We start from the raw sequence: 12437 nt of genomic DNA, 5'->3' as shown, positions 1-12437 counted from the left end.
GGCGCTACTCCTTGGGCAGGGTCCTGAGACCCAAGTCACGTAGCTGCGCGGCATCGACCGGCGCGGGCGCGGACGTCAACGGGTCGGAGCCGCTCTGGGTCTTGGGGAACGCGATCACGTCGCGGAGGCTGCGCTTGTCGGCCATCAGCATGGCGAGACGGTCGAGCCCGAACGCGATGCCACCGTGCGGGGGCGCACCGTAGGCGAGCGCGTCGAGCAGGAACCCGAACTTCTCGCGGGCCTCCTCGTGCCCGACGCCGAGCAGGTCGAACACCCGCTCCTGGGTGTCGCGCCGGTGGATACGGATCGACCCCCCGCCGAGCTCGGTCCCGTTGAGCACGAGGTCGTACGCGCGCGCCCGCGCTGCCGCGGGATCGGCCTCGAGCTTGTGCAGGCTGTCGTCGGTCGGCGCGGTGAACGGATGGTGGACCGCCTCCCAGCGCGCCTCGTCCACGTTCCACTCGACGACCGGCGCCTCGGTCACCCACGTGAAGGCCCACTTGCCGGCGGGGACGAGCTCGTGCTCGCGGGCCGCGGCGACCCGCAGTGCGCCCATCAGCTCCTGGGTCTGCCGCGTGGGGCCCGCCCCGAAGAAGATCGCGTCCCCCAGGCGGGCCTGCGTGGCGACGAGCAGCGCGGTGATCTCGTCGTCGGCCATGAACTTCGAGAGCGGGCTGCGCAGCGCGGGACCCGATCCGCCCTCGCCGGACTCGACCACGCCCCACGCGAGCCCCTTCGCCCCGCGCCGCTGGGCGAACTCGACCCATCCGTCGAACTGTTTGCGCGAGAGCTGCCCCCCGTCGGGCAGACGCCAACCGATGACCGAGCCGCCCTCGTCGAGCGCGCTGCGGAACACCCCCACCTCGGTCCCGCTGAAGACCTCCCCGAGGTCGGTGAGGCGCAGGTCGAAGCGGGTGTCCGGCGCGTCGGTGCCGTACCGGGCGAACGCGGCCTCGTAGGTGATGCGCGGGAACGGCGTCGGGATCTCGACGCCGAGGACGCGCTCCCACAGCGTCGCCATCAGCTCCTCGACGAGCCCGTAGAGGTCCTCCTCGTCGACGAAGCTGGCCTCCACGTCGAGCTGGGTGAACTCGGGCTGGCGGTCGGCTCGCAGGTCCTCGTCGCGGAAGCAGCGCACGATCTGGTAGTAGCGCTCGAGGCCCGCGACCATGAGCAACTGCTTGAACAGCTGGGGCGACTGCGGCAGCGCGTACACGCTGCCGGGCTGCAGGCGGCTGGGCACGAGGAAGTCGCGCGCGCCCTCCGGGGTGGAGCGCGTCAGCATCGGGGTCTCGATGTCCAGGAACCCGTGGCGCTCCATGACCTCGCGGATCACGCTCGTGATCCGCGCGCGCAGCCGGATCGCGTCGCCGACGCCCGGGCGGCGCAGGTCGAGGTAGCGGTGCTCGAGGCGGAGGTTCTCGTCCGTCTCGACGCGCTCGGTGAGCGGGAAGGGCGGGGTCTCGGCGACCGCGAGCACGTCGAGCGACTCGGCCGCCACCTCCACGGCGCCGGTCGCGAGCTCGGGGTTCGCCATCCCCTCGGGCCGCCGGCGCACGGTCCCGCGCACCTGCACCACCCACTCGCCGCGCACGTCGTGCGCGGCCGCGAGGACCTCCTCCGCCTCGCCCTCGCCGGCATCGGCGACGACCTGCACGATGCCGCTCGCGTCGCGCAGGTCCAGGAAGGCGACGCCGCCGTGGTCCCGTCGTCGGTCGACCCATCCGGCCAGGGTCACGGTCTCGCCATCGTGCTCGTCGCGCAGCGTGCCCGCCCCGTGGGTGCGGTACCGGCCGAAGGGCTTCACGGTGGCTCGTCTCCCTCGTCGCGTCGGCGGTGTGCGCGGCGACGCGCCGCGCGGACGCCGAGGCTAGCCACCACGACCGCGCGTCGCGCGCCGACTGCGCGAGACTGCGGCGCATGGCCCCTGCCCGTCCCCCCCGGCGTCGCGCGATCGCCTTCGCCCACGCGACACACCTCGCGCCGACGCTGGTGGTCACCACGCTCACGTTGCTGCTCGCCCTCGCGGTCGGGCATGGCGCGCGCGCGGCACTCGTCGCGGCCGCGGTCCTCGCGGGCCAGGCGTGCATCGGGTGGACGAACGACGCGGTGGACGCCGAGCGCGACCGGGCGGCCGGGCGCGACGAGAAGCCGATCGTGGCCGGTGACGCCTCGCGCCTCGGTATCGGCATCGGCGCGGCGACCGCGGGCGCGGCGGCGGTCGCGATGAGCCTGCCGCTCGGCGGGCCGGCGGCCGCGGCCCATCTCACCGGTGTCGCCGCGGGTCTGGCCTACAACCTCTGGTTCAAGGGCAGCCCCGCGAGCCCGGTGCCGTACGCCCTCGCCTTCGCACTCGTGCCGGGCGCGCTCGTGCTGCTCGCCCTCGAACCGCCGGTGCCGCCTCCCCCCTGGCTTCTGGCAGCCGGGGCACTGATGGGCACCGGGGCGCACTTCCTCAACGCGCTGCCCGACCTGGCCGACGATCGTGCGCGCGGCGTGTACGGCCTGCCGCAACGCCTGGGCACCGGGCCGACCCTGGGGGTGGGCGCCGGCGCGCTCGCAGCGGGGGCGGTCGTCGCCGCGGTCGGCCCCGTCGACCTCCCGCTCGCCGTGAGGGTCGGCCTGCCGGCGTTCGCGCTCGCCGCCCTGGGCGCGGCCGCCGTCAGCGCCCGAGCGGGCCGGACCCGCCACGCGTTCCTCGCCGCGCAGCTCGTGGCGCTCGCCGCGGTCGGCGCGATCGTGATCTCGGGAGCGAGTCTCGCCGACTGAGACGGTCCGAGGCTGTCGCACCGTCCGGGGTTGCCCTGCGGTCCGCAGCTGCCCTGCCGTCCGCTGCTGCCCTGCCGTCGGGGCTCCTGCGCCTTCCGGCGTTCTCGTCAGGTGTCCTCACCCGTGGCGACCGGGAGGTCGTGCGCCGACCAGTCGCTCCACGATCCCGCGTAGAGCTTCGCGTCGTCCCGCCCCGCGGCCGCGAGGCGCACCAGCAGCGCACAGGCACTGACCCCGGAGCCGCAGTACGCCACGATCTCGGTGTCGGGATCGGCCACGTCGGCCGGCAGCGCCTCGTCGAGAGGGACGTTGCGGGCGCCGGGGATGTGGCCGGCGACCGGGTCCATCGGTTCGTGCTCTCCCCGGAAGCGGGCCGGCGCCCGGCTGTCGAGCAGCACCCGCCCCGGCTCCCCCAGGCGAGCTGCGACGTCGTCGCGGTCGACGAGATCGTCCCGGCGGGGCCGGGCGACGAGGTCGCCCCGCTCGACCGGCTCCTCCCCGCTGGCGAGCGGAACGTCCCAGCCCTCCAGCCCGCCGTCGAGGACCGCGACGTCCTCCTTGCCGACGTGGCGCAGCAGCCACCAGAGCCGGGCGGCGCTGCCGACCATCGCCTGGTCGTAGGCGACCACGGGGCGGTCGTCGCCAATCCCCGCGCGCCGAGCGCTCTCGACGAACGCGTCGATCGACGGCAGCGGGTTGCGGCCCGGACCCTCGGGAGCCGACAGGTCCTCCTCGAGGCTCAGGAACGCCGCTTTGGGGATGTGCCCGGCCAGGTAGCGCCGCCGGCCCTCCCCGGGCTCGCCCAACACGTACTGGCAATCGACGACGTGGACCTCGTCCCGGTGGGCCGCCAGCCACGCGGCGTCCACCAGCGGGGTCGGCACGGACGGTGGCAACGGATCAGTGGTCATGGCCGGCAGGCTCGCACACCGACGCCACGCCGCCAATGCCGCGCGGTCACGTGCCGACCCCCACCTCCACGTCCCCGTGGGCGAGGCGATCGGCCGCGGCACGAACCCCGCTGCCGGCCAGCTCGACCCCGGCGAGCTCGAGGCTCATCTCGACGCCACTCAGGGTTCCCTGCAGCATCAGGTCGTTGAAGTCGCCGAGGTGGCCGATGCGGAACACGCGGTCGGCGAGGGCGCCGAGGCCCGCCCCGAGGGACAGGTCGAAGCGCTCGAGGGCGATCTCCCGCACGTGGTCCGCACCCTCGCCACCCGGCATGAACGCGGCGGTGACCGCCGCGCTCCGCTCGGCCGGCACACGGCAGACGACCTCGAGGCCCCAGGCCTCGACCGCGGCCCGCGTCGCGGCCGCGTGGCGTCGATGGCGCGCGAACACCGCCTCCAGTCCCTCCTCGTGCAGCAGGTCGATCGCCTCGCGCAGGCCGTACAGGAGGCTGGTGGCAGGCGTGTACGGGAAGAAGCCACGCGCGTTCGCCGCGAGCATGTCCTCCCAGTCCCAGTAGGCCCGCGGGAGCCGCGCAGCGGAGGACGCGGCCCGAGCCTTCTCGCTGATGGCGTTGAGGCCGAGGCCCGGGGGCAGCAGGAGGCCCTTCTGGGACGCCGCGACCGCGACGTCGACCCCCCACTCGTCGTGGCGGTAGTCGATCGACCCGAGGGACGAGACCGTGTCCGCGAGCAGCAGCGCGGGATGCCCGGTGCGGTCGAGCGCCGCTCGGACGTCGGGCAACCGGCTCGTCGCACCGGTCGACGTCTCGTTGTGCACCACCGCGACGGCCTTGATCTCGTGACCGGTGTCCGCCGCCAGCCGTGCCTCGATCGCCGCCGGATCCGCCCCCGAGCGCCAATCACCCTCGACGAGATCGACGACCAGTCCGAGCCGCTCGGCGAGTCGGCGCCACAGCACCGCGAAGTGTCCGGTCTCGTACATGAGCACGCGGTCACCCGGCGACAGGGTGTTGACGAGCGCGGCCTCCCACGCGCCCGTGCCCGAGGACGGGTAGGTCACCACGGGGTGCTCGGTGCGGAAGATCGACCGGATGTCGGCGAGGACCCCCTGCGCGAACCGGCCGAAGGACGGTCCGCGGTGGTCGATCGTGGGACGATCGATCGCCCGCAGCACGCGATCCGGGACGTTGGTCGGCCCCGGGATCTGCAGGAAGTGGCGTCCGCTGCGGTGGGCCATGGGCTCGACTCCAGTTCGGGCGCGCTGCGGGCAGCTCGGGTGCGCTGCGGGCTGCGCGCGAACGGTCCGCCGGCCGATGCGTCGTGCCCACGGGCGAACCCACGGGGCGGAGTGAGGCCGACGGCAGGGTGACGCTACGAAGCGCCCTCAACCGCTGTCAACCGACCAGCGACGACGGGACCCCCCTCTTTGGGTCGGCTGTGGAAGAATCCGGCCGCCTTCGGGCTCGCCACGCGCCGAGCCCCGCCACGCGCCCCCGTCGACCAGGACCGACCCATGACCGCGACGCGTCCGACCGGCACCGCGCCCTCCGCCGCCGATCCCGCCCTCACCTCGGAGCTCGCGCGTGCGCTGGAGGGCGAGGTCGCTTTCGATCCGCGAACGCGCGACATGTTCGCGACCGACGCGAGCATGTACCAGGTCCCACCATTGGGGGTGGCGTACCCGCGTCACCGCGACGACCTCGTCGCCGCGGTCGAGGTCGCCAACCGTTTCGAGGTGCCCGTGCTTCCGCGCGGGGCGGGCACGAGCCACTGCGGGCAGACGATCGGGGCGGCACTCATCCTCGATTGCTCCCGGCACATGACGGCGATCCGCGAGCTCGACCCCGTGGAGAAGCGCGCCCGGGTCCAGCCGGGCGTGATCCAGGACGAGCTCAACGCCGCCGCCGCGCCACACGGGTTGTGGTTCGGCCCGGACACCTCGACCTCGAACCGCGCCACGCTCGGCGGGATGATCGGCAACAACTCGTGCGGCAGCCGCTCGGCGCGCTACGGCATGACCATCGACCACGTGCGGTCCCTCGACTGCGTCCTGTCCGACGCCACGACGGCGCGGCTGGCGCCCCGTGACCGCCAGAGCGCCGCCGAGGCCGCGGCCCTGCCGGGACGCGCGGGCGAGCTGTGGGCCCACCTCGTCGACCTCGTCGACGACCCCGCCCGCGTGGCGGCCATCGCCGACGGGACGCCGCCGTTCTGGCGTCGAGCCGGCGGCTATCGGCTCGACCGCCTCGTGGAGCGCGCCACCCGGGACGGCGTGATCGATCCCGCCCAGTTGTTCGTCGGGGCGGAGGGCACGCTCGCGCTGGTCGACGAGGCCGAGGTCGGCCTCGTCGACAAGCCCGCGCACACCGTGACCGCCGTCGGCCACTTCACGTCGACCCCGGCGGCGATCGCCGCGACCGGCGACGCGATGGCCGCGGGCGCCGCCGCCGTCGAGCTCGTCGACGGGTACATCCTCGACCTGGCCCGCCACTCCCCCGCCCACGGGGGGGTCACCGACTTCCTCGAGGGGACACCGCAAGCCCTGCTGTTCGTCGAGTTCTACTGCGACGACCCCGCCGAGGGGGCGGCGATGCTCACCGGCCTCGAGCGCACCTGGGCCGCGCACGGCCACGGCTACGCGGTGGTCCGCGCCACCGACCCCGCCCAGCAGGACCGGGTCCGACGCCTGCGCAAGGCCGGCCTCGGCCTCCTGATGAACGCCGGGCAGCCGGGCGAGCGCTCGGTCGCGTTCGTCGAAGACACCGCGGTCGACCCGGAACACCTCGCCGACTACACGCAGGAGTTCGCCCGCATCCTCGAGCAGCACGGCCTGCGCGCCGGCTTTTACGGGCACGCGTCGGTGGGGTGCCTGCACGTGCGGCCGTTCATGGACCTGCGTCGGCCGGGCGAGCCCGAGAAGATGCGCACGGTCGCCCGTGAGGTGCAGCAGCTGGTCGCGCGCTACGGGGGGATGAACTCGAGCGAGCACGGCGACGGCCGCGCTCGCAGCGAGTTCAACCGCGAGGTCTTCGGCGACCGCCTCTACGAGCTGATGGTCGATCTCAAGCGCGTCTGCGACCCCGAGGACCGCTTCAATCCCGGCAACGTCGTCGACGCCGGACCCATGGACGCCCACCTGCGGGAGCCCGCCCTGCCCGAGGCCGTCCCGCTGCCCACGCACTTCGCCTTCGACGGCGAGGACGGCCTGCGCGGGGCGGCCAACCAGTGCATGCGCATCGGCGCGTGCCGCAAGGGTCCGGTATCGGGCGGCACGATGTGCCCGTCGTACATGGCCACCCGACAGGAGGAGCACTCGACCCGCGGCCGTGCGAACGCCCTCGTCGCGGCGCTCTCGGAGTCGGACCCGCGGACGGCGCTCGGCGACGAGCGCCTCCACGACATCCTCGATCTGTGCATCGAGTGCAAGGCCTGCGCCTCCGAGTGTCCCCTCTCGGTCGACATGGCCACGATGAAGAGCGAGTTCCTCGCGCACTACCACGCGCAGCACGGCGTGCCCCGCCGCGCCAGGCTGTTCGCCGGGGTGCGGCGGCTCTACGCCCTGGGCGCGGCCACCGCGCCCGTCTCCAACTGGATCACGCGGCTGCCCGGCGCGCGCCGGCTCACCGAACGGGTCGTCGGCATCCACCGCGACCGTCCCCTGCCCCGGTTCGAGCGCCACACGCTCCCGCGCTGGTTCGCCCGGCGCGAGCCGCCCGCCGGCCCCTTCCCGCGCGGGCCGCTCGTCTTCCTCGCCGACTCCTTCACGAGCTCCACCGAACCTCGGATCGGCCGCGCCGCGATCGAGCTGCTCGAGGCCGCGGGGTGGGAGGTACGCCTCGAGTCCGAGGTCTGCTGCGGGCGCCCGATGATCTCCAAGGGCTTGCTGGAGGACGCGACGGCGCGGGCGCGCGACCTCGTGGACCGCCTCGAAGGGCCGGCGCGCGCCGGCGTGCCGATCACCGGGTGCGAGCCCTCCTGCGTGCTGACCCTCGGCGAGGAGCATCCTTCGCTCCTGCGAGGCAGCGACGGGGGCGGCGGGGGCGGCGACCGGAACAGCGACCGGAACAGCGACCGGGACGGCGACGGGCACAGCGACCGGGACGGCGACGCCGCCCGCGCCGAGGTGGTCGGCGGGCAGTCGCGGCTCGTGGACGAGCTGCTGGCCGAGGCTCTGGCCGACGGCGACCTCACGATCGACCCTCGCCGGTCCCCGGAGCGGATCCTCTACCACGGGCACTGCCACCAGAAGGCCCTGGTGGGCACCCGGGCGAGCGAGGCCCTGCTGAGCACCCTGAGCGAGCACCTCGACGTTCTCGACGCCGGATGCTGTGGCATGGCCGGCTCGTTCGGGTTCGAGGCCGAGCACTACGACCTCTCCCTGACCATCGGCGAGCAGCGGCTGTTCCCGGCCGTGCGCGCGGCCGGGCCGGAGGCCGCGATCGCCGCCAACGGCGTCTCGTGCCGCCAGCAGATCGCCCACGGCACCGGGCGCACGGCCCTCCACCCGGTCGAGTTGCTGCACGCCTGCGTGCGATGGTGAGGCCCGCCGACCCCTCGCCGATCGGGCACCGCCCCTCAGACCGGCGGTGCGGGATCGTACTGGATGGCTCGGCGGACCTCGCGGGCCCGCTCGACCGAGTGCAGGCGGGCCACCAGGTGCAACGCCATGTCGATGCCGGCGGAGATGCCCGACGCCGTGACGATGTCCCCGTCGTCGACGAACCGCTCCTCCGCACGCACGTCGATGGCCTCACCCAACGTCCCCAGCCTCTCGATGGAGCGCCAGTGCGTCGTCGCCGGCCGACCGTCGAGCAATCCCGCGTCCGCGAGCGCGAGCGAGCCCGTGCAGACGCTCGCGAGGACGTCGACCTCCTCCTTCATGCGCCGCACCCATTCTCGGATGGCCGCGTCGCCGAGCTGGGCCCGCGTCCCCTGCCCGCCCGGATAGATCAGGAGGTCGTAGGCGGGCGCGGTGTCCCACGCGTGGTCGACGAGGACCCTGGTGCCCTTGGCACAGCGCACCGGACCCCCGTCGCGGCTCACCGTCGAGCAGGAGATCCCGTCGTCGGGCCAGCGCGCCGCCCACGAGGCGAGCACCTCCCAGGGACCGACCCAGTCGAGTTCCTCGACATCCTCGAACAGGAAGAACCCGATCGTGTACACGCGCGCCTCCTCGTCGGTGACTCCCGGGCGGGTGGCCCCCGGGTCGGCAAGTTCCGGGGCGGTGACTCCCGGGGCGGCGCCCACCGGCAAGCCCGGGCCGTCGCGGGGATGTCGGACCGCCGCGGCGGGAGCATACTGCCCACCGTCGTGACCCCGACGCCGACGGGAGGCCGCATCGGATGAGTGAGACCGAGATCCTCGTGGTGGTCGTGGCGATGCTGCTCGGCGCGGTGGTGAAGGGCGCGGTCGGCGCCGGCCTGCCGACCATCGCCATCCCGGTGATGGCGGGCTTCATCGGGGTGGTCGACGCGGTCGTGATCATGGCGATCCCGACGGTCGTCACCAACACGTGGCTCGTTGCGCGGCATCGTCGCGCCCTGGACCAGACGCGCGACCTCCCCGTCCTGCTCGTCACGGGCGGCATCGGCGTGGTCCTGGGTGCCTGGATCCTCGACCGGGTGGCCCCCGCATGGCTGATGTTCACACTCGCGGCCGTGATCGTGCTGTACGCGGCGGTGTTCCTGACCCGCCCGACGTTCGAGATCTCCCCGGACACCAGCCGGCTCCTGGCGCCGCCGATGGGGTCGGCAGCGGGCCTCCTGCAGGGGGCGACCGGCATGTCGGGAGCCCTGCTCACGACCTACACCCACGCGCTGCGGCTCCCGCGACCGGCGTTCATGGTGCAGCTCGTCACCCAGATCCAGGTGTTCACCGTGGTGCAGGTCGCGTCGTTCGCCCTGTTGGGCCTCTACGACACCGAGCGCCTGCTGGGCAGCCTCCTCGCGATCGTGCCGGCCCTCGTCGGCCTGCCCCTGGGCATGCGGCTGGGGACGCGATTGCCCCCGCGCCCGTTCGAGCTCCTGGTGCTGGTCGTGCTGGGGGGGATGGCGATCAAGCTCGTCGTCGACGGGATCGGCGCCCTGTGAACGGACCGCACGTGCGCCGATCCGAACACCCGTTCCGCCCCGAGCACCCGACGCGGAAGGACGCCCCGTGACAGAACCCGCACCGGAGGACCCGACGGACTGGACCGACGCCGGCGATCTCGGCGCGACCGGTCTCGACCACCTGGTCCTGACCTGCGCCGACGTGGAGGCCACCACCCGCTGGTACGCGGAGGTGCTCGGTCTCGAGCCCATCACCTTCGCCGGAGGGCGCCGAGGGCTGGCCGTCGGCGAGCACAAGATCAACCTGCACCAGGCCGGCTCCGAGTACGTTCCGCACGCCGCCGCGCCGACCCCGGGCGGCGCGGACTTCTGCCTGCGCGTTGCCGCCGACGTCGAGCGGCTCGCCGAGGAGTTCGCCGCCCGAGGGGTCATCGTGGAGCTCGGACCCGTCGACAAGGTGGGCGCGCAGGCGCCGCTGCGCTCCATCTACCTACGCGATCCCGACGGCAATCTCGTGGAGCTGGCGAACGAGCGGCCGCCGCAGCCGTGACCGCGTGGACCTCGGCGACCTCGGGGCTCACCGCTGCGCGCGCCGGGCGTCAGCCGCCAGGAACATCCGCCGCCCGACCAGCAAGAGCACCGCGGCCGCCAGCAGACACCCCGCGCCCGCACCCCAGGCCGTCAGGTACGACAGTTCGCTCGCGAGCAACCCGAACACCGGGGGCCCCACGAGGCCTCCCACCCACAGGCCGGTCTGGCTGATCCCGCTCGCGCTCGCCGGTGCCTGGGGATAGCGCCGCACGACCGCGAACGTGTAGAGGCCGTTCCACCCCCATCCGGCAGCGAAGGCCAGCAGGGTCCCGACGACGAACACCCACGGGGCGGCCCCGGACCCGACCAGCACGAAGCCGACCGCCCCGACGGTCAGCAATCCGCCCACCACGCGCAGATGTCCGCCGTCGCGCAGGTCCGCGCGCCACCCCACCGTGATCCGCGCCACGATCCCCGCGACGCTTCCCACGGCGAGCATCGCGCCGGCCAGACCGGGAGCCAGACCGGCCTCGACCCCGGTCGCGACGTGAAAGACCCCCATCGAGTTCACGGCCGCGGACCCGAGCAGGCCGCCAACGGTGACCGTGAGCAGGGGACCCAGGTCCGGGGTACGGCCCATGACCGGGCGCGACGACGGCCGACCGGAGGCCTCGCCCCTCGGCGCGGCCGCGATGAGCCCCACCGCCACGAGGGACAGCCCGATGAACGCCCACTGCCACCCGAGCGTCAGGCCGACGGCCGGCACGAGGATCCCCCCGACCAGGGTCGTGACCGGCACGGCCGCCTGCTTGATCCCAAAGAGCAGACCCTGGCGAGCGCGAGGGGTCCGCGCGGCCAGCAGCAGATTGGCGGCGGGCTGGGCGACGGCGTTGCCGACGCCCGCCACGATCAAGGCCCCCAGCACCCACCACCACGAGGTAGCGAACAGCGCGATGACGAGCAACGCCACGGCGCTGCACGACGCGGTCAGGGCGATGCCCCGGAAGGCGCCCGAGTGCTCGACACGCCGGCCGGCGATCGCCGAGCCCAGCGCGGAGACCCCGTAGAACGCGCCGACGACGAAGCCGAGCCGGGCGGCGTCGAACGCGAAGTCGTCGCGGAGCTGCACCGCGAACGCGCTGACCAGGAACGACGGCAGCACGCCCATCGCGGTCACGCCCACCGCGACCGCTGTGCTGCGCACGACGGTGGCACCGGGTGGCCGCGAGTTCGTCGTCACCGGGCGGCGAGACCGGCCAGCACCCCCGGCAGATCCCGAAGGTCGGCGACCTCCGCATCGGGGGCGGGACCGTTCGGATCGACACGTTGGCCGGGCCGCGCGACGCGCACCACCGTCAGACCGGCCTCCCCCGCGCCGCGGACGTCCCGGGCGGACCCGGCGACGTGCACGAGCGGCCCGAAGCGCTCCCGCGCGACCCGGTAGATCCCCGGGTGCGGCTTGTAGGCGCGCGCCTGCTCGGAGGTGACCCCGTCGGGGAACGCGTACCCCGTCCGCGTCCGCGCGAGCAGGTCGTCGTCGGTGTTGGTGAGGACGGCCACGTCGTGGGTCGCGGCCGCCGCGGCCACTCCGTCGGGGACGTCCTCGTAGTGCGGCCACTCGTGGATCGTGGCGAGCAGTGCCGTCGCGATGTCGTCGGCGTCCCCGGACAGGTCCAGCGCGGCCGACGTCTCCGCCATCGCGTCCGACACGATCCGCCGGAACGGGATCCAGTCCGTGATCTCGCGCTGGCGCCGTTTGGACGCCGCATCGAAGTGATCCACGACAGTGCCCACGTCGAGCGACCACCCGTGGGCGTCGGCAACGGGCCCGAGGCCGTCGATCATGCCCCGTCGGGAATCGATCAGAGCGGTGTACACATCGAACGTGATCGCGGGAGGACCGGGGGTACCGGCTTGCGCGTCAGCAGCAGGGGTCATCGCGGCCACTCTCGCACAACCATCGTCCCGCGGTATCCCGCGACCAACGGGCATCCTGCGGACGTCGGGATCAAGCGCGTGAAAGAAGTCACGCCCCCGAACGCTTCGGAACCCTCTTGACCAACGTGTCATCGGCCACTATTACTGTCGGGGCTCGGGTCCAACCATCCGAAGCAGTCCGGTTCGGAACGCGGCGAACCGGCCCGAACGGTGCCGGACTTCCCCGCCGGAAGCTGTC

The 12437-nt window shown here is 73.8% G+C and carries 10 protein-coding genes; 4 read left to right on the top strand and 6 right to left on the bottom strand.

The features are described from left to right. Positions 1-4: 4 nt before the first annotated feature. Positions 5-1807, bottom strand: a complete 1803-nt coding sequence (gene aspS / locus ER308_RS19235) for an aspartate--tRNA ligase (RefSeq protein WP_131156483.1) — start codon at positions 1805-1807, stop codon at positions 5-7. Between the two features lie 113 nt (positions 1808-1920). Here aspS and ER308_RS19230 point away from each other — a divergent pair, with 113 nt between their 5' ends. Further along, on the top strand, positions 1921-2769 hold the full coding sequence (locus tag ER308_RS19230) for a UbiA family prenyltransferase (RefSeq protein WP_131156482.1): 849 nt from the start codon (positions 1921-1923) through the stop codon (positions 2767-2769). A 107-nt stretch (positions 2770-2876) separates the two neighbouring features. Here the strand turns inward: ER308_RS19230 and ER308_RS19225 are convergent, their stop codons facing one another. After that, complete coding sequence (locus tag ER308_RS19225) at positions 2877-3680, bottom strand: sulfurtransferase (RefSeq protein ID WP_205745743.1); 804 nt, start codon at positions 3678-3680, stop codon at positions 2877-2879. 46 nt (positions 3681-3726) lie between these two features. Beyond that, on the bottom strand, positions 3727-4917 hold the full coding sequence (locus ER308_RS19220; protein WP_131156481.1) for a pyridoxal-phosphate-dependent aminotransferase family protein: 1191 nt from the start codon (positions 4915-4917) through the stop codon (positions 3727-3729). 276 nt (positions 4918-5193) lie between these two features. On the opposite strand from ER308_RS19220, the gene ER308_RS19215 reads away from it, so the two are divergent. Further along, positions 5194-8220 carry an FAD-binding and (Fe-S)-binding domain-containing protein gene (locus ER308_RS19215; protein ID WP_131156480.1) on the top strand — a complete coding sequence of 1009 codons (3027 nt, stop codon included), beginning with the start codon at positions 5194-5196 and terminating at the stop codon, positions 8218-8220. Positions 8221-8255: 35 nt separating this feature from the next. Here the strand turns inward: ER308_RS19215 and ER308_RS19210 are convergent, their stop codons facing one another. Beyond that, positions 8256-8843 (bottom strand): DJ-1/PfpI family protein, encoded by a 588-nt coding sequence (locus tag ER308_RS19210; RefSeq protein ID WP_131156479.1) that lies wholly within the window; start codon positions 8841-8843, stop codon positions 8256-8258. Between the two features lie 179 nt (positions 8844-9022). Here ER308_RS19210 and ER308_RS19205 point away from each other — a divergent pair, with 179 nt between their 5' ends. After that, the gene (locus ER308_RS19205) at positions 9023-9769 is read left to right on the top strand and encodes a sulfite exporter TauE/SafE family protein (RefSeq protein WP_131156478.1); all 747 of its coding nucleotides are present in this window, start codon (positions 9023-9025) and stop codon (positions 9767-9769) included. A gap of 142 nt (positions 9770-9911) precedes the next feature. Then, the gene (locus ER308_RS19200) at positions 9912-10280 is read left to right on the top strand and encodes a VOC family protein (RefSeq protein WP_420826261.1); all 369 of its coding nucleotides are present in this window, start codon (positions 9912-9914) and stop codon (positions 10278-10280) included. Positions 10281-10307: 27 nt separating this feature from the next. Here ER308_RS19200 and ER308_RS19195 read toward each other — a convergent pair whose 3' ends face one another. Further along, positions 10308-11465 (bottom strand): MFS transporter, encoded by a 1158-nt coding sequence (locus ER308_RS19195; RefSeq protein ID WP_131156476.1) that lies wholly within the window; start codon positions 11463-11465, stop codon positions 10308-10310. Between the two features lie 32 nt (positions 11466-11497). After that, positions 11498-12199 (bottom strand): HAD family hydrolase, encoded by a 702-nt coding sequence (locus ER308_RS19190; protein WP_131156475.1) that lies wholly within the window; start codon positions 12197-12199, stop codon positions 11498-11500. Positions 12200-12437 lie beyond the last annotated feature (238 nt).

The sequence above is a fragment of the Egibacter rhizosphaerae genome (assembly GCF_004322855.1).
GTDB classification, from domain to species: Bacteria; Actinomycetota; Nitriliruptoria; order Euzebyales; family Egibacteraceae; genus Egibacter; species Egibacter rhizosphaerae.
This window is presented reverse-complemented; position numbering and strand designations above follow the sequence as displayed.